Origin of the sequence: Acinetobacter sp. (genome assembly GCF_039596015.1) — a bacterium.
Taxonomy (GTDB): domain Bacteria; phylum Pseudomonadota; class Gammaproteobacteria; order Pseudomonadales; family Moraxellaceae; genus Acinetobacter.
The window spans coordinates 1-20,903 of the sequence record NZ_JBCNKN010000002.1; the positions used below are offsets into that span (position 1 = coordinate 1).

A 20,903-nucleotide genomic window follows, 5' to 3' on the forward strand; every position below is an offset into this window, starting at 1 on the left:
TATACTAGAAAAAATATCATAATAAATTTATTTAAAATAAAAGAGTTGTTCTATTTTGAGAATAAAAATTTTAGACTATATTATTTATTATAGTTAATCCAACTTAAGTTGTAAGTTACCCTAGAATAATATTTATTATTTACAAAATAATTTGGTACAATATCTTTTTTACCATTAGGCAAAATAATGAAAAGCCAATTCTCCCAAGGGTTTACATTAATTGAGTTAATGATCACGGTTGTAATTCTTGCAATCTTAACTGCAATTTCTGTTCCTAGTTATAGTAATTATGTAAAAAAAGCACATATTAAAGCAGCCCAATCCGATTTAATTGCCTTAAGCCTTGTCTTTGAAAATTATTATCAACGTAATTTAAGTTATCCAACAACTACATATAATGCGACTGCGGATATTTCAACAGCATTTCCAACATGGCATGCCAGTGAAAATGTCTTTAACTTTAAAACAACGGTTGCAACAGCAACCTCATATACGTTACAAGCCGAAGGAACAGGAGATCTAACAGGCTGTACATTCAATATTACACAAGCAAATGTCCGAACAATCACCAACTGTCCTGGAGTTAGCTCGTGGTAGGTCATTATGTTCAAAGAGGCATTAGCTTAATTGAATTAATGGTCACTATTGCGATTCTGGCAATCTTAGTTGTTATGGGAACAGCCTTAACAACACAATGGTCTAAACAGGCTGAGCTAGATAAAGCTGTTTGGTCATTACAAAGCGCCATTGATCGGGCACGAGCTGAAGCTTTACGCAATGAATTTGCCATAGACCAATGGCAAGGCACTGTCACAAGTCAACTCTGCTGGAATAGCACAACCCAACAACTTACGATTCACCAAGCGACATCAAGTGGGGCTGCAAGCTGTTTAACACCCGTTGTTTTCAGTTATCAACTTGCCAATACAGTAACTATTAAACAGTTAGATGACAGCGCATTTACCTGTCTCGCATTTGATGACCGCGCCCAACTGATTGATGGAGCAACACAAAATATTAGTGGGTCAACAAACTGTTCAACGAGTCTTGGTCTCAAGATGAGCAATGGAGGATTAAATGAAACGCCAACATTTAATTAGCCGATATCAACACGGTGTAGGCATGCTTGAAGCCATCATTGCTGTTCTTCTATCCACTATTATTATTTTGGGTATTTCCTATGGTATGGGCCGTGTGCTGACTAGCCAAAAACAAACAAATTTACAATATGTTGTGGTCAATGCCTTACGTGCCCAGCTACAAACAGCTACCCCTGATCAAAAAACGAAATGGTGTAATGGTTCAGAAAGTCCTAACATTACTTTACCAAATGACACCACAGCTTTAACGATTACCACCACATGCCCTTCATTTGATGTCACGATAAATAGTCCAACCAATAATAATGCCAATGCCACAATCTCAATACAGCAACCCATTAAATTTACAGTGAGTAGCCCGTTATTAGGTGGCGATTTAATCGTTGGGGAAACACTATAATGAATGCACAAAAAGGTGTAACACTGATCAACCTCTTAATTGGTTTATTCATTGCAATGCTCTGTATCATTGCTGTTTTATCTTTATATCGCATCGTTGTACATACGGGTGCTGACTCACGTAAAGCCGCAACACATGACTCGCAACTACAGCAGGCCTTTTCTACAACACAGATGCTCATACAAAATGCAGGCTTTGGTTTAAACTCAACTATTCCGCAAGTGACTATGGGTAATATTGCCATTACGAGTACAAATCAAACCAATGTACAAGCATTGCTGTGGAGAGAAGCTGAATATGCCAATGGCCCTGCTTATTGTTATGGACTGGCAGATATTGCTGTTTCTGGAGCACGACAGCTCATCTCATTAAAAAGCACAGATGCAAATTGCTCATCCGCAAACTTAACCACATTAACATGGATACAAGATCGCGTTTTAGCACAATTAAGTGATATTTCTGCCGATTCTTCAAATCCGGCACAGGTTATATTTAACTTAAATTCTACTGCCTGCACCCCCTATGGCGCTGGCAATCTTGATCCATCTGTACTGCATCCTAATATTACAGTTTCTGCAACGACCAGTACTCATCAAACCATAAATATGAATATATGTTTACTGAACATTGTGGCATCGTCCTAGGAAAACAAAAATGACTCAATTAAATTTAAGTAAACGTCATGGACAACAAGGTTTTGCCACCATACTCATTGTGTTGCTTGTTGGTTTAGCACTTGCAGCATCTATGTTAGGGACAGCGTATTATGTGCGTAGTACGCAAAATAATCTGATCGCAGATCATGCGTTAACCAATGTTCAATCTGGTGTGTGGACAGGTGTAGAAGCGACTCGTCAATATTTACAGACATTAGATAAAGATCAATTGGTATCACTTGAACAAAAGACATTAACTTTAACCAGATCAAATACGACCACAGGTTCGTTGTCGAATGGTGGCTGGATGGTTGCTTATATTAATCAGATTACAGCACCCACTGGCACAAATACTGTTTACCAAGTCACAGCGACCATTACCAATAAAAGTAATGCATCCAGAGCATCGTCCAAAGTTCAGGTTATTTATAATGTAGATTATGGCAATAGTACCGGAACTAATACAACCAACCCACCAAGTAGCGGAACAACAGTTGCAAATATTTATTCTGACTTTGATGCAAGTGGAGGGATTAATATTACCCAAAACGGTACAAATACATCAGTCATCAATGTCGATGGGAACTTTAAAACGGGTGGTGTGAGTTTAACGGGAATACAAACCCTCAATGTAACAGGCAATGTAACTTTAACCAGTGCCACCCAAATTCCGTATGTATATGCAAATGGATATATCGAATTACAAGGTAGTGCTGCAATTACACAAACTGGATCGGCTAAGGGTTATATTACAAATAATGCTTGGGGAACAAATGGTGATTTTTATGCTGATGGAATAATTGCCAATAATGGTGGTTATATTAGAAACTTAAATACAAAAACAAATATCAATTTAAATAATTGGTCATCAATAAATACTGCTATTGCCAATGGTTCAATTACTTGTGTGAGTTCTGGGTGGAATAATTTTACATCTCTAGCGGCAAGTAGTTTTTCCAATTGTCAAAAATCATCAAAAGTCATCACCAATACAAATCTTTCCGCTACAGGTGCGCTTGCAACAGTAAGTATGACAAATAAACCTGTTATTAATGCCCTGTCTTATGAAGCTTCTGCAAATTATATTTTTAGTGTAGATAGCAGTAATAATATTAAAGTTAAAGTCCAAAATGTGAGTGGTATAACCGCAGGAGAATATTATCTTGCTAAAAACCCTTCAGACCCATATCAAGGACAATCACAAGTCTATTTATGTGCATCTGGTAATAGTTGTTCTAACCCTGTAGGTAAAGTTGCAGACCCATATTGGGGATATAATCCGATTAGTTATAGCTTAGGCACATGGTCATTAAGTGATACTCGAGGCGTTTCGCCAGCAATAGCGCCTGGTATTATATTGTTTAAAGGAAATGTGTCTATGACACTCGGTGCACATTATATTAATGCCATCCTTGCAACAGGCAATATTAGTTATGGTGGAAGTGTTATCTTATATTCGCCAAACTATGCTGGAGCCTCAGCCGTTTGTAATACGCAATATGCAATACCTACCAATTTATGTAGCTCAAGCTCTACCCTTATTCCTTTAGGTTTAGGCAATATTGCGTTACTTTCTGGTTCTTGCACGGACCCAACTTCTGTTGATACATGTTCGGCAAATTATACGGGTGGCAATATCACATTAGGTGCATCAGCCAAAGTTTATGGTAATGTCATTGCAGGTAATTTATTTAATACGAGTGGAAGTACCACAATCGTTGGTGGAATTACAGCAACGGCATTAAATAATTCTTCGAAACAATCCTCAAAAGTTGGTGGCTCAACAAATATTGATTTAACTGGCTTAAATAATCATACCGACTTTACACCAGGCACATCTCCTCCTGAAGGAAATACATCAAATAATAATGCTACCCCCATTGCGACAATGAAATGGGCACGTTATTTATAATCATTCTTTATTCTATTTTTTCCAGAGTTGTATATTCCCATATACAACTCTTTTTTATTAAAACATTATTATTGGTGTGATTTTTCCTCTAGAAAATACAGCCCATCTTTCAAAATTTGATTTATTTTAATTTCAGCGATTTTCATATTTAAATTCATCATCACTAACGCATTTAAATAGGTCATCAATCTGCTTAAATTTATTACTTTGGCCATTTATGATGATAATCATCAATCATAAATTCATGTTCATGCCGCCCATTATGATAATGCTGAACCAAATGTTCATGCCCTACAGGTAAATCATCATGCGTATGAAATAAAACTAAATCATCTTGTTCAGGCCAAATAAAATAGGCAAAAACCATTGCGCCTAAAGCGATCATTGCCATAGGAATAAATGTGAACAATGTTCCAAAATGGGTACTTAACCAACCAACTAAAGGATACGTAACTAACCAGCAGGCATGAGAAAATGCAAATTGTGCTGCAAACAAAGAAGTCCTATTTTCACTTGATGCAGATTTACGAATTAACCGACCTGTCGGAGTTTGCGAAACTGAATAGCCAATCCCTAAAATAAACCAAAGTGCTAAAAGCCAATAATAAGAAGGGATTAAATAGCCACAAAATAGCCCAACGACGAGGATTACAGCCCCACTGAGCATCACTGAACGATCATTAAACTGATCAAGCACTCTTGGAAGAATAAATGCGGACAGCATAGAACCCAGACCAAATAACCCTAAAGCCCATGTGGTTGCATGCTCAGTTAATCTGAAGGTAGATTGAACCAGCACAACTGTATTTACAATAACCACAGCACTAGCCGATGCAATCGCAAGATTTAAAAGTAACAGTGCTTTCAAACGCGGGGTATTAAAATAAATTTTTGCGCCTTTTTTGATTCGACTATATACACCTTGAAACTCTGCAACTTTCGCAGTAGGTAACTTGGCACTCACAACAAAAAGTGCTGAACCAATAAAACCGATCACGGTACCTAAAAATAAATTGTGGTAGCTCATATAACTCAGTAAGAAACCAGCCAACATTGGGCTGATAATATTTTCTAAATCATAAGCCAAACGTGATAAGGACAATGCATTGGTATATTCCTTTTCTGCTGGTAAAACATCTGGAATCATTGCTTGGAATGTTGGAGTAAATGCAGCCGATGCAGATTGCAAAATAAAGATCAGAATATAAATTTGCCAAATTTGCGTAACAAATGGCAGACATAACGTAATCAAAGCACGAATAATATCTAACGAAACCAAAACCTTTTTACGCGGAAGCCTCTCTGCAAATGCCGAAGCAATAGGAGCAACGCCAATGTAAGCCAACATTTTTATGGCCAAAGCAATCCCAAGCACCTGAGCAGCCTGACCTTTTGCAAGATCATAAGCCAAGAAAGCCAATGCAATTGTAATCAACCCTGTGCCAACCAACGCAATCACTTGAGCTAAGAATAAGTGCCTATATGTTATATTTTTCAATACTGCAAACATGATCGTTTTCTAACACAATATACTGTGACCTAAATCATGCTATATCAATATTGGGGATTCCTTAAAGTTGTATATTCAGTTGTTATAAGTATTCAACAAAAAGGCCGCATTATTAATTAATGCGACCTTCTTTATTACCACACAATGATTTGTGAGTAATAGGGTAAGTAAATAACTAAGATATTTTGATGTTATCTTTATATATCAGCAATTTACTCAAGTACAAAGCGGATTACATCATGCCGCCCATTCCACCCATACCGCCCATGTCTGGCGCAGCTGGTTTGTCTTCTGGAATTTCAGTAATCATACATTCAGTTGTTAGCATTAAACCAGCAACAGATGCCGCATGTTCAAGTGCTGAACGCGTTACTTTAGCTGGGTCAAGAATACCCATTTCAAGCATATCGCCATATTCGCCAGTCGCAGCGTTATAACCGAAGTTACCTTGACCATTTTTAACAGCATTAATCACAACAGAAGGCTCATCACCTGCGTTTGCAACGATTTGACGAAGTGGTGCTTCGATGGCACGACGTAAAATGTTGATACCCGCAGTTTGATCTTCATTAATACCTTTAAGACCATCAAGAGCATTTACAGCGCGAACAAGCGCAACGCCACCACCTGCTACAACACCTTCTTCAACTGCTGCACGTGTTGCATGAAGCGCATCGTCTACACGATCTTTCTTCTCTTTCATTTCAACTTCAGTTGCAGCACCAATTTTAATTACTGCAACACCGCCTGCTAATTTAGCAACACGTTCTTGAAGTTTTTCTTTGTCATATTCAGACGTAGATTCTTCAATTTGTGCACGGATTTGTTGAACACGCTCAGCGATTTGAGCAGCATCACCGGCACCATCAACGATCACAGTATTTTCTTTAGAAACAGTGATTTTATGTGCTGTACCTAAGTCTTGAAGAGTAGCCTGTTCTAAAGACATACCTACTTCTTCAGAAATAACAGTTGCACCAGTCAAAATCGCGATATCTTGAAGCATTGCTTTACGGCGGTCACCAAAACCAGGTGCTTTCACCGCACATACTTTAATAATACCGCGCATGTTGTTCACAACAAGTGTAGCAAGTGCTTCGCCTTCAACATCTTCAGCGATGATAAGAAGTGGTTTACCCGTTTTAGCAACTGCTTCTAAAGTCGAAATCAATTCACGGATGTTGCTGATTTTTTTATCAACAAGCAAAATGAACGGATTCTCAAGTTCAGCAGTAAGCGTATCTTGTTTGTTAGCGAAGTATGGAGAAATATAACCACGGTCAAACTGCATACCTTCAACAACGTCTAAAGCATCTTCGAAGCCAGAACCTTCTTCTACAGTGATTACACCTTCTTTACCTACTTTTTCCATCGCTTGAGCAATTAATTTACCCACAGTATGGTCAGAGTTAGCAGAGATCGAACCCACTTGTTCAATCGCTTTAAAGTCATCAGCAGGTTTTGCAGTTGTGCGAATGCTTTCAACAACTGATTTAACCGCAATATCGATACCACGTTTTAAATCCATTGGGTTCATACCAGCAGTCACTGATTTGATCCCTTCATTTAAAATTGCCTGAGCAAGTACAGTTGCAGTTGTTGTACCGTCACCTGCGATATCGTTAGTTTTTGAAGACACTTCGCGCACAAGTTGTGCACCCATGTTTTCAAATTTGTCTTTTAAAGAAATTTCTTTAGCAACAGTTACACCATCTTTGGTGATGTGTGGCGCGCCGAAAGAACGGTCGATCACAACATTACGACCTTTAGGGCCTAAAGTTACTTTTACAGCATCTGCAAGCACGTTTACGCCTGCGATCATTTTTGAACGAGCTGAGTCACCAAATTTTACATCTTTAGCTGACATGTTTTACTCCGAATTTTTTAATAAATACTTGATCTGATAAAAATGAAGTCTTTCGGCTTAGCCTTCTAACACTGCTAAAATGTCAGACTCTTTCATGATTAATAGCTCTTCGCCATTCACTTTTACAGTTGTACCTGCATAAGTACCAAACAATACTTTATCGCCTACTTTTACATCTAATGCACGAACGCCATTATCTGTAATTTGACCATTACCAACAGCGATCACTTCACCTTGAGATGGTTTTTCAGCCGCTGAACCAGGTAATAAAATTCCACCTGCAGTTTTGGTTTCTTCTTCTACACGACGAATCACAACACGATCATGTAATGGACGAATATTGCTCATAGGAAACTCCATCAGATTAAGTTTTTCCACGGTTAATGATGACTTTTTATTCCTTAAAGCCATCAATAAAGAAATTTATAAGGATGTCATTGTTTTGGGGATGGAAAATTTTGCTTCAAGGGTAAGCCCTAAAAAAAATATCATTTTTTTGCATAATTTTTAAAACATCAGATCAATAGATTGTTTTTTAAGCACTAATGACTCAAAATAAATTGGCGTTGAATACGGTCAAATACATAGTGTTCAACCCTTCCTTCTTTGGTCAATACATTAAAACTATTCGGATGATCACGACGTAACCGAAAAGAGGTCGATGTTCCTGCATGAATTTCAAGTACAGGATGCTGTTGATGCAAATGATAAATCTGGTTTAAATCATATACAGCTGTTTGATGTAAATGCCCATGTAATAAAGCAAAAAGCCCATTTTTACTCCAGATTTGTAATGCCATTTTCCCAAGAACAGGACAATCTTTTAGACCATGTGGATGCTGCGCAGACGCATAAAAAGGTTGATGAACCACTATAATTTTTAATTTATCAGCTGGTGCCCGTTTTAAAATTTCATCGATATATTGAATTTGCTCTAACGAAATATGCCCTTTGGTATGATGCCGACGACGAATACTATTCACCCCAATCAGATAATAATGTTCGGTTTCCAGAACGCCTTCTGCTTCCCCAAAAAATGCGTTATAACCAGCAAACGGACTCATGATTCGATGCCAAACATGATACAGCGGTATATCGTGATTACCCGGCACGACCAAATAAGGAATTTTGAGACCTTCCAGAAATTTTTTACATCTTAAAAATTGTAAAAGTCGCGCGCGTTGTGTCAAGTCGCCACTCACTGCGATGACCTCAATTTCATGTTGCTGACAAAACAACTCAATTGCCGTCAGGCATTCAGGCTGCTCTGTTCCGAAATGCAAATCAGACAGATGTAACAACATAAGGCACCATTAAATTTAGAGCATTTTGATCAACAGTTAACTTCAGAGGTAACGTTTCCGTATGTAGCTCCCCATCTACTGCAACACGTAAACTTTTTGCTTTTTTTGCATAAATTTCCACATGATCAGCACTAAAACTATATACATCTGGGGTACGCTCAATTTCACCACGAACCAACTGAAACAAAAGTTTAAATAAAGCTGATTTGCCACTTTTTGCAACCACAATTCCCGCCAATTTACCTAATTTTGCACATTGAGCAATTTGAAGATTCATTTCTTTGAGTTGTAAAGGATTATTCCCAAAAAATACCAATGGCGTTTTGACTGGATACTTTTCACCATCCACAACAACTTCAAGCTTTAGGTCGGGATATTGCCTGAATAAAACATCAAGAGCTGACGTATAAGCATGAATTTTAAAACGCCCAAACCAGCGATTATAATATTCACGTTTTTCAATAAATAAAGGATACAAACCCAAGCTGGCATTATTTAAATAGATGAGATTGTTTAGCTTTGCTACATGAATTGGCAGAACCTGCCCCGTTGCAATCACCTTGGCCGCCTCAATCAACTCTAGCGGAACATTATATGCTCGGGCAACATAATTAAATGTACCGAGTGGCAAAATACCTAAAGGAATGTTTGTATGAATCAAATAAGCTGCAACAGCATTTAAAGTTCCATCCCCACCCGCTGCAACCACAACACCCTGATCTGTCGCTTGCTGATGACGTAACAGTATTTGCTGCATCGCCTCATCAACTAAATTTTGTTCTGTAAATTCAAAAACTTGTATCTCAAAACCATAATCAGTAAAAATAGTCATCATTTGCTCATACACACCTTCTTTATTTTGTGCATGAAACCCTGATTTTCCATTATATAGAATTGAAAGCGGCTTTAAATGCTCTGCCATATCTTCATTCCTGTTTTTCTTCTATTTTGATGGTTTTATAGACACAATATAGTGCGTTTATGTAAAGGAAAGACCTATTGAACTTTGTACTCGTTACATTTTTGAACTTTTACTCTATTCCATAAGATATTGAATTAAATAAACATTCAAAAAATAAATGAAATAAATTTAACTATTTTTTAGAAAAATAATGAAGTAAAAATAAAAGTAACATCATGTTTTTTAAAATTTAAATTTAAATCATCCATTTCAATATATTGCAGGCTCAATGTTTAGACATCTTAAACTTTAGCAAGCTTTGTGGTTTAATAGCGCCAATTTTTAACACACTCACGATTAGCGCTTGTTGTTATCTCTGTGTGTTTGGTTTCCTTATTTTAAAAGGCCATCAACATGACCCAAGTGAATGCACCAGAATTCGTTCGCCACCCTAAGCTTATTGCATGGGTAGAAGAAATTGCTAAATTAACCAAACCAGCAAAAATCGAATGGTGTGACGGCAGCGAAGAAGAATATCAACGTCTTATCGACTTGATGATCGCTAACGGCACTATGCAAAAACTCAACGAAGAAAAGCACCCTGGCTCTTATTTAGCGAACTCTGACCCTTCAGATGTTGCTCGTGTTGAAGACCGTACTTTTATCTGTTCAGAAAAAAAAGAAGATGCTGGCGCAACAAATAACTGGGAAAACCCAGCAATTATGCGCGAAAAATTAAATGGTTTATTTGATGGCTCAATGAAAGGCCGTACCATGTATGTTGTTCCATTCTCTATGGGACCACTAGGTAGCCACATTGCCCACATCGGTATCGAATTAACTGACTCTCCTTACGTTGCTGTTAGCATGCGTAAAATGGCGCGTATGGGTAAAGCAGTTTATGACGTTTTAGGTACAGATGGTGAATTTGTTCCTTGCGTACACTCTGTTGGTGCACCACTTGAAGAAGGTCAAAAAGACGTTGTTTGGCCATGTAATGCTGATAAATACATCGTGCATTATCCAGAAACTCGTGAAATCTGGTCATTCGGTTCTGGCTACGGCGGTAACGCATTACTCGGTAAAAAATGTTTGGCACTTCGTATCGCATCTGTGATGGGTCGTGAACAAGGCTGGTTAGCAGAACACATGCTTATTCTTGGTGTAACGAACCCTCAAGGTGAGAAACACTACATCGCAGCAGCATTCCCATCAGCTTGTGGTAAAACCAACTTTGCAATGTTGATTCCACCAGCAGGTTATGAAGGTTGGAAAATTGAAACTGTAGGTGATGACATTGCTTGGATCAAACCAGGTGAAGATGGTCGCCTTTATGCAATCAACCCAGAAGCAGGTTTCTTTGGTGTAGCACCAGGTACAAACACCAAAACTAACCCGAACTGCATCAAAACAATGTATAAAGATGTCATTTATACTAACGTTGCTGTAACTGAAGACGGTCAAGTTTGGTGGGAAGGTTTAACCAAAGAAGTTCCTGAAAACCTAACAACATGGAAAGGTCAACCACATGTTGCAGGTGAAAAAGCAGCTCACCCGAACTCTCGTTTCACCGTTTCTGCATCTCAGTGTCCTTCTATTGACGCTGATTGGGAAAATCCAGCAGGTGTTCCAATTTCTGCATTTATCTTCGGTGGTCGTCGTGCAGACACCGTACCATTAATCACAGAAGCATTTGACTGGGTTGATGGCGTATATAAAGCTGCAACAATGGGTTCAGAAACAACTGCTGCTGCCGTTGGTCAACAAGGCGTGGTACGTCGTGACCCATTCGCAATGTTGCCATTTACCGGTTACAACATGGCAGATTACTTCAGCCATTGGTTAGAAATGGGTAAAAATGTTGGCGCTAAAGCAGAAGCTGCTGGCAACAAATTACCAAAAATCTTTAACGTAAACTGGTTCCGTCGTGACGAAGAAGGTAACTTCGTATGGCCTGGTTTCGGTCAAAACACACGTGTTCTTGAGTGGATCATTGACCGTGTTGAAGGTCGTGCCAATGCAGTTGAAACACCAATTGGTTTTGTTCCAACATATGAAGATATTAACTGGACAGGCAGCGACTTCTCTAAACAAGATTTTGAGAAAGTAACCTCTCAAGATAAAGATCTTTGGTTAAAAGAAATCGAAAGCCACACTGAATTGTTCAACAAACTTGGTGAACGCTTACCTAAAGCATTAAAAGATCGCCAAGCTGAGCTTCTAAATGCCATTAAAGCATCAGATGCTGCTTAATTTGTAAAATATAAAAAAGCCGCGCTAGCGGCTTTTTTATACAAAAAATAAATACAATCTATCAAAACTGAAGTTTTAGCAATAATTTTATAACCAACCTAAGGGGAACCTTTTGAAAAAATATCTCATTACAACAACGCTTCTTATGACATTTTGTGGGGAAATCTATGCAAATGATCACACAGCATTAAGCAGCCAAAAAACGACTTTGCCAAAAACAGCACCAATTTGTCTTATTTCTGGAACACCAACAGGTTATCAATTTACAGAAATAAAACGCATAAAAGTTGCTAAAGGAACTTATGGCAGCGTAACAGAGTTATATCCAAAGATTCTCAATAAAGCGCATAAATTAAATGCAGATGCAGTGATTCAATATAATGCAAGTCAACGATTTGGCTTTTGGCCATGGAGAATTGTAAGACCTGTGATGACAGGTACTGCAATTAAATGGCTGTCTACACCGCCAAGCTGTGCATCACTCGGTGGAACAGAAATCAAATAACCGAATGATTCAAATGCCAATCCGTCAATGAACTGATTGGCATTTTTTATTTCAGGAAAGTGATTTACAGATTAATGATCATGATGTAAATATTCTGGTTCTTTTGGTAACTTCCAACTACAAAAGAAGCAGATAACTAGCATAACAATCACATAAATAAAGAATGTATTTTCAATTCCCGCACCTTTAAATTGCAATGCAACTGCTGGTGCAGAACCACCAAAAATTGCATTGGCGACTGCGTAAGAAAAGCCGACACCAAGGGCACGTACATGCGGTGGGAACATCTCAGCTTTAATCAAACCACTAATAGACGTATAAAAACTTAACAGTAACATTAAGAAAATCAGTAACAACGTAATCATCACAGGTGAGCCACTCACTGCATGCATTCCTGTAACCATCACTGGATAAATACAGATCGCCAAAGATGCACTAAAAATCAGCATGGCTTTACGACGACCAATCCGATCCGCAATTGCACCAAACACAGGTTGCGCCAGCATATAAACAAATAACGCCACCGTCATCATAATGCCGGCTGTTTTTCCAGGTATACCTAAAGCTGTAATATAGGTTTTTGAATAAACCGTAATGACATAAAAACTTAATGACCCTGCTGCGGTATAACCCACCACCAAGAGAAAAGATCTCCAATGTTTGGAAAATAACTCTCGTAAGCTACCAGATTCTTTCAGATTACTGTCTTGGTTTGATAAAGTTTCTTCAAGTCTACTACGCGCAAGCAATGAAATTAATGCAGTAATCCCACCAATCACGAAAGGAATACGCCAAGCACCATCCTGTAATTGCTGTTCAGTTAAAAAAGCCAGCATTATTACACCTAGCAAACTTGCCAGCAATTGACCACCAGAAAGTGTTACATATTGAAAAGACGCATAGAAACCGCGCTTTCCTTTTAATGCAATCTCACTCATATAGGTCGCAACTGCACCATACTCACCACCTACCGACAACCCTTGTAACAAGCGAACAAGCAACAATAAAAATGGTGCCATCATCCCAACCTGACCATAGGTCGGCAACGCTGCAAACAGAAATGAACTAAGTGCCATCAAACAAATGGAAACCACCATCGAACGCTTTCGGCCATATTTATCTGCAATTCGTCCAAAAACCCAACTACCAATTGGGCGCATAAAGAAACTTGCAGCAAACACCCCCCAAACATACACTGCTTTTGCAGTAGAATTCATATCGGGTGCTGTTAAGGCTTGCTGAAAATAAACTGCAAAAACTGCATAAATATAAAAGTCGAACCACTCAACCAAATTCCCTGATGCCGCACCGACAATACCAAATATACGTTTCCGTTTTTCCTCTGGGCTATATATGTGTTCCGTTGTCATATAACACTCCTCTCTAAGCTTTTATCCATTTTAGAATTGCTGTCATACCAATCGCTCATTTCGGCTTATATCAAAACCTGAACTCACTCATAGATATATCATGTTTTTTATAACAACTTAGTTCTTCTTCATAAAACTGGACATAAAACTTTTACAAGGGCGGTCACACACAAACAGATGAGTATTTATTTGAGCTATGGCATACTACAATAAAATGCTATAGGTCATACCAAATGAACAAAACATTAAAACTAATAAGTCTTGCTCTTTTTGCAACAGGATTAACAGCCTGTCAAAATATGCCTCAAAGCTACAACGGCAATTCAGGCTATAAAGTCGAAAGCCAAACAAACAACAGTGCCATCATTAGCTACACCCTTGCTGTTCGAGCAAATCAGAACCCTAACCCAACCAAACTCCAAAATGTTTGTAAACGTGTTTTAGGCGCAAATCACGATTATAAAATTGATGTACTCAGTACCAATGAAATTGTTAATCCAGCAAATCAGCCAGAACAAACAGGTGTAAAAATTGGCCACACCAACGCAACTTTTGGTTTAAGTAATACCAGTTTAAGTAACGATGACAATGTTGCCCTACGCAATGCAATGCAAACTCGACCAAGTACGCTTACGGTTATACGCTATCGTTGTTCTTGATTTATTTATTGTTATAAAAGATGTACTTACAACAAAGTGCATCTTTCTTTAATCTCATTGATTATGATAAAAACTGACTGTATTAAATTCTTTTGCTTCGTCTAAATCAGGCCATGTCGTCGCTTCTTTTTCAGTTGTTTTTATATAATTAGGATGATTAAAATTTCGAACACGACTATCGGCAACCCAAACATTTTGAGTAAATTTCAAAAAATCATCTAAAAAGAATCGATTAGACTGATCATATAAAACATCTGCGGCTAATAATACATCTACTTCTTCCGCACGATATAAATCATCTAAATATTCAAGTTCTACACCATTTAATTCAGCATTTTCACGACAGGCTGCCAAGCTCACAGGGTCAATATCACAGCAGATCACTCTTTTTGCACCTGCCATTTTAGCTGCAATGGCAACCACGCCTGAACCTGAACCAAAATCAAGCACGGTTTTACCCTTAACATGCTGTGGTTCTGCAAGTAGCCACTGCGCCATCGCCAAACCCGAAGCCCAACAAAAAATCCAGTATGGCGTATCATTCCAAATACGACGAATCACCTCATCATCCAATCGTTCCGTTGGAAATACAGATGGAATCAACCACAAAGAAATTGGGGTTTTGGGTAACTGCTGAACCACTAAATCTGTATCAGGAATAATCTGATGTAATGCATCCAACAACTGCCGTGGTGCAAATAACTGTTTACTTTCTATAGTTTGCATATTTTTATTTTAGCCCCACCGACCTCTCCATCAACCATAAAAAATCACCATGCTGATATAACATCATCCATGGTGATCATTCGCTTAAAGTTTAAATCAACTTATTGCGCTAAAGCTTTTTCAGCAGCTTCTACTGTTTGACGAATCAATGTTGTAATCGTCATTGGGCCAACGCCCCCTGGTACTGGTGTATACGCAGATGCAATTTCTTCAATTCCTTGAAGTTGAATATCGCCCACACCGCCATTTTCACGTGGATGAAAACCTGCATCAACAACTACAGCACCCGCTTTAATCCAGTCTTTTTGAATTAATTCAGCTTTACCTACAGCACCCACCACAATATCCGCCTGCTTAACAAGCTCTGGAAGGTTTTGAGTACGTGAGTGGCAGATTGTAACTGTTGCATTTTCTTGCAACAACATCATTGCCATTGGTTTACCTAAAATTGCTGAACGACCAACCACTACGGCATGTTTACCAGAAATTTCAATATTGTTTTCTTTTAGAATCGTCATAATCCCTGCTGGCGTTGCAGAACCATACGCTGCTTCACCCATTGCCATACGACCAAAACCAAGACAAGTTACGCCATCAACATCTTTTGCCAAAGAAATAGCATCAAAACATGCACGCTCATCAATTTGCGCAGGCACAGGATGTTGTAACAAGATACCATGAACATCTGGATTAGCATTGAGCTTCTCAATTTCAGCCAACAATTGTGCTGTTGTTGTTTCTTGAGGAAGTTCAATTTTTAATGAATCCATTCCAACACGACGACAAGCATTTCCCTTCATACGCACATAAGTCGCTGAAGCGCCATCATCACCCACCAAAATTGTTGCCAAAATTGGGGTACGACCTGATTTTGCTTTCAATACTTCCACTCGTGCAAGTAAATCAGCTTCAATTTGCTTCGCTAACGCTTTTCCATCTAGAACCAATGCCACAATGCTTCTCCAAAGGCTGGTATCAACTAATTTTGCAAATGATACATGATTATTTCACCAAATTTCTTTATAGATGTTGATTTTATGTGCATATCGACACTACACCCTATTGTTTTTTTTTCAAAGGTTGCTAATATGTGCATCACCAAGACAAGGCGGGGTGGCAGAGTGGTCATGCAGCGGACTGCAACTCCGTGGACGCCGGTTCGATTCCGACCTCCGCCTCCAATCTTGGTAAAAACGCCCGGGTGGTGAAATAGGTAGACACAGGGGATTTAAAATCCCCCGCCCACAAAGCGTGCCGGTTCGAGTCCGGCCCCGGGCACCATTTTATATAGCTTAAAATGGTGCAAATAAAAGATCCAGCGTAAGCTGGTTTTTTTATGTCTAAAATTTATAATCTAATGCTTTTGATCAACCTCCTCCTTTCATATCTTCCTTTTTCTTCGTTTATGGGTTCATTGATAAAAGGAATTCATTTTGCATAAAACATCGACAAACAAATAAAAAATACTTGCGAATACAATCACCTTATTTTATTATTGCGCCCATGCCCGGGTGGTGAAATAGGTAGACACAGGGGATTTAAAATCCCCCGCCCACAAAGCGTGCCGGTTCGAGTCCGGCCCCGGGCACCATTTTATATAACTTAAAATGGTGCAAACAAAAGATCCAGCCTAAGCTGGTTTTTTTATGTCTGACAAATTGAAATCTAATTTCATTACAACAAACTCAACATCCACAGTCTATTTTATTTTTAATCGCTGCTGACTGGCTTGTTGCATATCCATCCCGCTTCCACCAATCCAAACCGCCGATCAACTCTTTGACTTTAAATCCCAAAGTCAGCAACTTTAATGCTGTTTTTGTAGAAGCGTTACAACCAATACCATCGCAATAACACACATAAGTCTTATTTCTATCTAACTTAGCGGTATTATTTGTATTCAATTCTTTATGCCATAAATTGATTGCTTCAGGAATATGCTCAACAGCAAAGGCTTCGGGTGAACGACCATCGACGATAATATAATTGTGATCATTTATCTCACATGCGCTGTAGAGATCTGACGAATCCATTTCATACTCAAGTTTTGCCTGATAATGCACCATTTGACTCAATGACATTTTATACACCTCCTTATTATTTCCATTTATGGCGATCAATTTTAATTACTTATTTCTCTTAAGAAATTTGATCTATTTTCAAAAATACAGATCTGTTGCATTTATTTATAGCAAATAACAATTAAGTTGTGTAAAACATCTACAAATAAATGCACCGATACTTGCCAAGTGTTATTTGATTCTCTATGATTGCGCCCATGCCCGGGTGGTGAAATAGGTAGACACAGGGGATTTAAAATCCCCCGCCCACAAAGCGTGCCGGTTCGAGTCCGGCCCCGGGCACCATTTTATATAGCTTAAAATGGTGCAAACAAAAGATCCAGCGTAAGCTGGTTTTTTTATGTCTATTTTTTCAATATCCTGCCATACTCTTTAGATTACTTCATCATTCTCTTTACAGTTCTTGTTTTACGTTGCTGTTCTCTTTACACTAAAATCAGCTTATCTATAGCATATTTTTAAAATGTTATTATCCTTTGCTGAACTCAAACCGTTACGTCAACAATTACGCAAACAACGTCGTCAGCTCAATGCCTTTCAACAAAAGCAAGCGGCTATCGCACTGTTACAGTGTGTCTCTCGTAGCCCTCAATTTAAACACGCCAAAAAAGTTGGGCTTTATTTACATGCTTTTGGTGAAATCGAAACAACCCGACTCATTGAAGCATGCTTCAAATTAGGCAAAACGGTCTATTTCCCCCAAGTCTGTAGCATGAATTTAGGTTTAAACTGGGTTAGGGTCACACGCCAGCAATGGCTAAACCGCCAATTTTCATTACATCATCTGGGTATGTTAGAACCTAAACAAAGGGGTGTCGGCATTCAACATCTAGATTTGCTCCTCTTACCTTTACTGGCCTGTGATGCAAAAGGAACACGTTTAGGTATGGGCGGTGGATTTTATGACCGCACCTTAAAACATGCTACTCATGTTCCCTACCGTTTAGGAATTGCGCACGATTTTCAATACTTATCAGCTATTTTACCAAGGCAACCTTGGGATCAACCTTTAGATGCATTGTATACCCCAAAACACAGGTGTATATTTAATCGCTAAGCGGGTCATATTTTTAATCAAATTCCGACTTTTTTACTTTTTTCCTATAACTGCCCTTGTAATTTAGAAAAAACACATCACTATAATTTTCATGGCAACACTGTTGTCACTCATTAGGAGTGCCCATGACTAAACAAATTTTAAACAATGAAAGTTCGCAAGAACAAGCAGTTCCAAACGTATTACCATTATTGGCACTACGTGATGTAGTGGTCTATCCACACATGCAAATCGCGCTTTTTGTTGGTCGTGAAAAATCAATTAAAGCAGTCGATGTGGCGCGTAGCAGTGACAATTTGGTTTTCGTGGTTGCACAAAAAGATTCGCTCACAGAAGATATTGATCAAGAAAATCTGTATCAATACGGTACTGTTGCGAAAATTGTCCAAGTGGTGAACCATGAAAACGATGAAAACTGTATTAAAGTTTTAATCGAAGGCATACACCGTGCAAAACTTGAACAGATTATCGACCATGAAGATCATTTTACGGCAGAACATTCGTTAAGCCCAATTCATGTGACATTAGATACAGAAGCACAAGCAGATCGATTACAAGAATTAAAAGCACTCTTTGCTCAATATGCTGAAGCAAAACTACGCAATGCGCGTGAACTGATTGCAGCAGCAAATAAAATTGATGATGTATTGCAACTTTTATTCTTTGTCGCGACTCGTGTCCCACTGAATATAGATGTAAAACAAAATTTCTTAGAGCAAGATGAGTTTGAAGCACATTTTAAAGAGTTAATGACTTATTTGTTGCATCAATCTGAAGAGCAACAAATTGAGCAGACTTTACATGACAATGTAAAACGTCAAATGGAAAAGAACCAACGTGAATACTTCCTCAATGAAAAGATGAAGGTTATTCAACGTGAACTTTCCGATATGAATGGCGGTGCTGAAGACGATGTCGCAGAGCTTGAAAAACGTCTTGCAGAGGCTGATTTGCCTGAGCATGTTCGTAAAAAAGCCGATGCAGAGTTCCGTAAGTTAAAAGCAATGCAACCTGCTTCAAGTGAAGCGGCTGTGGTGCGTAATTACCTCGATGTGATTTTAGATACACCGTGGAACAAAGCCAGCAAAGTCAGCATTAACTTGGCAAAAGCACAAGAAATTTTAGACACAGATCATTATGGTCTGGACGAAGTAAAAGCTCGAATCGTTGAGTACTTAGCAGTTCAATCTCGTGTGAAAAAACTTCGCGGGCCAATTTTGTGTTTGGTCGGTCCTCCAGGGGTGGGTAAAACGTCTTTGGGTGAATCTATTGCCAAAGCAACTGGTCGTGAGTTTGTACGTATGGCACTTGGTGGTGTACGTGACGAAGCAGAAATTCGTGGTCACCGTCGTACTTATATTGGTGCGATGCCGGGTAAAATTGTCCAATCATTGTCTAAAGTTGGCGTAAAGAACCCATTGTTCTTGCTTGATGAAATTGACAAGATGGCACAAGACTACCGTGGCGACCCTGCATCTGCATTGCTTGAAGTACTTGATCCATCTCAAAATAGTAAGTTTAACGACCACTATTTAGACTTAGATTTGGACTTGTCTGAGGTGATGTTTATCTGTACAGCCAACAGCATGAACATTCCCGAAGCATTGCTTGACCGTATGGAGGTCATTCGTCTACCGGGCTACACCGAAGATGAGAAAGTCAATATTGCTTCGCGTTACCTTGTTCCAAAAGCAATTAAAGACAATGGTTTACGTGCTAAAGAACTCACCGTTCATGAAGAAGCAATCCGCGATATCGTGCAGCGTTATACACGCGAGGCAGGTGTCCGTAGTCTAGAACGTGAAGTTTCTAAAATTGCACGTAAAGTGGTGAAAGAGGCTGTAAGTAAAAAGGCTAAAAACTTACAGGCAGATATTACCTCTGCAAATCTTCCTGACTACTTAGGTCCACATAAATTTGACTTTGGTATGGCAGAAGAAGAAGCGCAAGTCGGACGTGTTAACGGTTTAGCATGGACTTCGGTGGGTGGTGAATTACTCACAATTGAAGTTGCTGCGGTAAAAGGTAAAGGTAAATTCATTACTACGGGTTCACTCGGTGATGTCATGAAAGAATCAATTACTGCCGCAATGACTGTCGTTCGCACACGTGCTGATGAGTTAGGTATTGAAGCCTCTCGTTTTGAAGAAACTGACGTACACGTGCATTTACCTGAAGGTGCAACACCAAAAGATGGTCCATCGGCAGGTTTGGCACTGACAACAGCTTTAGTTTCTGCTTTTACAGGAATTGCGATTCGTCCAGATATTGCTATGACAGGTGAAACAAGCCTTGGTGGTCGTGCAATGCGTATCGGTGGATTAAAAGAGAAACTTCTTGCAGCACATCGTGGTGGCGTGAAGTTAGTCTTTATCCCACAAGAGAATGTCCGCGATTTAGCTGAAATTCCAGATAATGTTAAAGAAGGACTAGAAATCAAAGCAGTGAAAAGCATTGATGAAATCTTGCCACTTGCATTAGTCGAAATGCCAAAACCGCTACCTAAAACACCGATTGTTAAAGCAATTGATGAAGGTAATGCGATTGCTCGACATTAATTTGTTCTGTTCATAAAATGAAACCCTGCTTGTAAAAGCAGGGT

Annotated in this window: 19 protein-coding genes and 4 tRNA genes; 14 read left to right on the forward strand and 9 right to left on the reverse strand. The window is 38.9% G+C overall.

From position 1 onward, the window contains the following. The first annotated feature begins 186 nt into the window (after positions 1–186). Genes ABDV70_RS01705 through ABDV70_RS01725 form a run of 5 tightly spaced genes read left to right on the forward strand, consistent with a single transcriptional unit; the run spans position 187 to position 4,068 of the window. Complete coding sequence (locus ABDV70_RS01705; protein WP_343594926.1) at positions 187–597, forward strand: type IV pilin protein; 411 nt, start codon at positions 187–189, stop codon at positions 595–597. Continuing rightward, on the forward strand, positions 591–1,100 hold the full coding sequence (locus tag ABDV70_RS01710) for a prepilin-type N-terminal cleavage/methylation domain-containing protein (RefSeq protein ID WP_343594927.1): 510 nt from the start codon (positions 591–593) through the stop codon (positions 1,098–1,100). The genes ABDV70_RS01705 and ABDV70_RS01710 overlap by 7 nt, the downstream gene beginning before the upstream one ends. Further along, positions 1,078–1,500 carry a hypothetical protein gene (locus ABDV70_RS01715; protein WP_343594928.1) on the forward strand — a complete coding sequence of 141 codons (423 nt, stop codon included), beginning with the start codon at positions 1,078–1,080 and terminating at the stop codon, positions 1,498–1,500. Before ABDV70_RS01710 ends, ABDV70_RS01715 begins: the two co-directional genes overlap by 23 nt. After that, positions 1,500–2,144, forward strand: a complete 645-nt coding sequence (locus ABDV70_RS01720) for a hypothetical protein (RefSeq protein WP_343594930.1) — start codon at positions 1,500–1,502, stop codon at positions 2,142–2,144. Before ABDV70_RS01715 ends, ABDV70_RS01720 begins: the two co-directional genes overlap by 1 nt. Before the next feature lie 10 nt (positions 2,145–2,154). Then, positions 2,155–4,068: a hypothetical protein gene (locus tag ABDV70_RS01725; protein WP_343594932.1), complete on the forward strand. Its 1,914-nt coding sequence runs from the start codon at positions 2,155–2,157 to the stop codon at positions 4,066–4,068. 202 nt (positions 4,069–4,270) lie between these two features. Here the strand turns inward: ABDV70_RS01725 and ABDV70_RS01730 are convergent, their stop codons facing one another. The 5 genes from ABDV70_RS01730 to ABDV70_RS01750 all read right to left on the reverse strand — a co-directional run bounded on the left by ABDV70_RS01730 (position 4,271) and on the right by ABDV70_RS01750 (position 9,671). Then, positions 4,271–5,578, reverse strand: coding sequence for an MFS transporter (locus ABDV70_RS01730; RefSeq protein WP_343594934.1), 1,308 nt, complete (start codon positions 5,576–5,578; stop codon positions 4,271–4,273). Positions 5,579–5,810: 232 nt separating this feature from the next. Then, a complete protein-coding gene (gene groL / locus ABDV70_RS01735) occupies positions 5,811–7,445 on the reverse strand; it encodes a chaperonin GroEL (protein ID WP_343594936.1) in 1,635 nt (544 codons plus the stop codon). A 57-nt stretch (positions 7,446–7,502) separates the two neighbouring features. Beyond that, positions 7,503–7,793 carry a co-chaperone GroES gene (locus tag ABDV70_RS01740; protein ID WP_000065579.1) on the reverse strand — a complete coding sequence of 97 codons (291 nt, stop codon included), beginning with the start codon at positions 7,791–7,793 and terminating at the stop codon, positions 7,503–7,505. 194 nt (positions 7,794–7,987) lie between these two features. After that, positions 7,988–8,749, reverse strand: a complete 762-nt coding sequence (locus ABDV70_RS01745; protein WP_343594938.1) for a metallophosphoesterase — start codon at positions 8,747–8,749, stop codon at positions 7,988–7,990. Then, on the reverse strand, positions 8,730–9,671 hold the full coding sequence (locus tag ABDV70_RS01750) for a diacylglycerol kinase family protein (protein WP_343594939.1): 942 nt from the start codon (positions 9,669–9,671) through the stop codon (positions 8,730–8,732). Before ABDV70_RS01750 ends, ABDV70_RS01745 begins: the two co-directional genes overlap by 20 nt. A gap of 393 nt (positions 9,672–10,064) precedes the next feature. Here ABDV70_RS01750 and ABDV70_RS01755 point away from each other — a divergent pair, with 393 nt between their 5' ends. Further along, positions 10,065–11,903: a phosphoenolpyruvate carboxykinase (GTP) gene (locus ABDV70_RS01755; RefSeq protein ID WP_343594941.1), complete on the forward strand. Its 1,839-nt coding sequence runs from the start codon at positions 10,065–10,067 to the stop codon at positions 11,901–11,903. A gap of 112 nt (positions 11,904–12,015) precedes the next feature. Then, positions 12,016–12,408 (forward strand): hypothetical protein, encoded by a 393-nt coding sequence (locus ABDV70_RS01760; protein ID WP_343594943.1) that lies wholly within the window; start codon positions 12,016–12,018, stop codon positions 12,406–12,408. A 71-nt stretch (positions 12,409–12,479) separates the two neighbouring features. Here the strand turns inward: ABDV70_RS01760 and ABDV70_RS01765 are convergent, their stop codons facing one another. After that, on the reverse strand, positions 12,480–13,778 hold the full coding sequence (locus ABDV70_RS01765) for an MFS transporter (protein WP_343594945.1): 1,299 nt from the start codon (positions 13,776–13,778) through the stop codon (positions 12,480–12,482). A 233-nt stretch (positions 13,779–14,011) separates the two neighbouring features. Here ABDV70_RS01765 and ABDV70_RS01770 point away from each other — a divergent pair, with 233 nt between their 5' ends. Then, entirely contained in the window at positions 14,012–14,437 is a 426-nt protein-coding gene (locus ABDV70_RS01770) for a hypothetical protein (protein ID WP_343594947.1), read from the forward strand. A gap of 54 nt (positions 14,438–14,491) precedes the next feature. Here the strand turns inward: ABDV70_RS01770 and ABDV70_RS01775 are convergent, their stop codons facing one another. Further along, on the reverse strand, positions 14,492–15,163 hold the full coding sequence (locus ABDV70_RS01775; protein ID WP_343594949.1) for a 50S ribosomal protein L11 methyltransferase: 672 nt from the start codon (positions 15,161–15,163) through the stop codon (positions 14,492–14,494). Positions 15,164–15,264: 101 nt separating this feature from the next. After that, positions 15,265–16,116: a bifunctional methylenetetrahydrofolate dehydrogenase/methenyltetrahydrofolate cyclohydrolase FolD gene (gene folD, locus ABDV70_RS01780; protein WP_343594951.1), complete on the reverse strand. Its 852-nt coding sequence runs from the start codon at positions 16,114–16,116 to the stop codon at positions 15,265–15,267. 154 nt (positions 16,117–16,270) lie between these two features. Between folD and ABDV70_RS01785 the strand changes: the two genes are divergently transcribed. The 3 genes from ABDV70_RS01785 (at position 16,271) to ABDV70_RS01795 (ending at position 16,754) form a co-directional block, all read left to right on the forward strand. Then, positions 16,271–16,344: transfer RNA gene (locus ABDV70_RS01785), tRNA-Cys, on the forward strand. A 14-nt stretch (positions 16,345–16,358) separates the two neighbouring features. Beyond that, positions 16,359–16,444: transfer RNA gene (locus tag ABDV70_RS01790), tRNA-Leu, on the forward strand. Between the two features lie 224 nt (positions 16,445–16,668). Continuing rightward, positions 16,669–16,754 (forward strand) — tRNA-Leu (locus tag ABDV70_RS01795). A gap of 94 nt (positions 16,755–16,848) precedes the next feature. On the opposite strand, the gene ABDV70_RS01800 is transcribed toward ABDV70_RS01795, so the two are convergent. Continuing rightward, complete coding sequence (locus ABDV70_RS01800) at positions 16,849–17,244, reverse strand: rhodanese-like domain-containing protein (RefSeq protein WP_343594953.1); 396 nt, start codon at positions 17,242–17,244, stop codon at positions 16,849–16,851. Positions 17,245–17,443: 199 nt separating this feature from the next. Here ABDV70_RS01800 and ABDV70_RS01805 point away from each other — a divergent pair. The 3 genes from ABDV70_RS01805 to lon all read left to right on the forward strand — a co-directional run bounded on the left by ABDV70_RS01805 (position 17,444) and on the right by lon (position 20,859). Further along, positions 17,444–17,529 (forward strand) — tRNA-Leu (locus tag ABDV70_RS01805). Positions 17,530–17,707: 178 nt separating this feature from the next. Beyond that, the gene (locus tag ABDV70_RS01810) at positions 17,708–18,301 is read left to right on the forward strand and encodes a 5-formyltetrahydrofolate cyclo-ligase (protein ID WP_343594955.1); all 594 of its coding nucleotides are present in this window, start codon (positions 17,708–17,710) and stop codon (positions 18,299–18,301) included. A 125-nt stretch (positions 18,302–18,426) separates the two neighbouring features. Then, positions 18,427–20,859 carry an endopeptidase La gene (gene lon, locus ABDV70_RS01815; RefSeq protein ID WP_343594957.1) on the forward strand — a complete coding sequence of 811 codons (2,433 nt, stop codon included), beginning with the start codon at positions 18,427–18,429 and terminating at the stop codon, positions 20,857–20,859. Positions 20,860–20,903 lie beyond the last annotated feature (44 nt).

Coding starts and splice junctions, on each gene's coding strand:
- ABDV70_RS01705 (WP_343594926.1), top strand. CDS start 187: ATGAAAAGCCAATTCTCCCAAGGGTTTACATTAATTGAGTTAATGATC.
- ABDV70_RS01715 (WP_343594928.1), top strand. CDS start 1,078: ATGAAACGCCAACATTTAATTAGCCGATATCAACACGGTGTAGGCATG.
- ABDV70_RS01720 (WP_343594930.1), top strand. CDS start 1,500: ATGAATGCACAAAAAGGTGTAACACTGATCAACCTCTTAATTGGTTTA.
- ABDV70_RS01725 (WP_343594932.1), top strand. CDS start 2,155: ATGACTCAATTAAATTTAAGTAAACGTCATGGACAACAAGGTTTTGCC.
- ABDV70_RS01730 (WP_343594934.1), bottom strand. CDS start 5,578: ATGTTTGCAGTATTGAAAAATATAACATATAGGCACTTATTCTTAGCT.
- groL (WP_343594936.1), bottom strand. CDS start 7,445: ATGTCAGCTAAAGATGTAAAATTTGGTGACTCAGCTCGTTCAAAAATG.
- ABDV70_RS01740 (WP_000065579.1), bottom strand. CDS start 7,793: ATGAGCAATATTCGTCCATTACATGATCGTGTTGTGATTCGTCGTGTA.
- ABDV70_RS01745 (WP_343594938.1), bottom strand. CDS start 8,749: ATGTTGTTACATCTGTCTGATTTGCATTTCGGAACAGAGCAGCCTGAA.
- ABDV70_RS01750 (WP_343594939.1), bottom strand. CDS start 9,671: ATGGCAGAGCATTTAAAGCCGCTTTCAATTCTATATAATGGAAAATCA.
- ABDV70_RS01755 (WP_343594941.1), top strand. CDS start 10,065: ATGACCCAAGTGAATGCACCAGAATTCGTTCGCCACCCTAAGCTTATT.
- ABDV70_RS01765 (WP_343594945.1), bottom strand. CDS start 13,778: ATGACAACGGAACACATATATAGCCCAGAGGAAAAACGGAAACGTATA.
- ABDV70_RS01770 (WP_343594947.1), top strand. CDS start 14,012: ATGAACAAAACATTAAAACTAATAAGTCTTGCTCTTTTTGCAACAGGA.
- ABDV70_RS01775 (WP_343594949.1), bottom strand. CDS start 15,163: ATGCAAACTATAGAAAGTAAACAGTTATTTGCACCACGGCAGTTGTTG.
- ABDV70_RS01800 (WP_343594953.1), bottom strand. CDS start 17,244: ATGTCATTGAGTCAAATGGTGCATTATCAGGCAAAACTTGAGTATGAA.
- ABDV70_RS01810 (WP_343594955.1), top strand. CDS start 17,708: ATGTTATTATCCTTTGCTGAACTCAAACCGTTACGTCAACAATTACGC.
- lon (WP_343594957.1), top strand. CDS start 18,427: ATGACTAAACAAATTTTAAACAATGAAAGTTCGCAAGAACAAGCAGTT.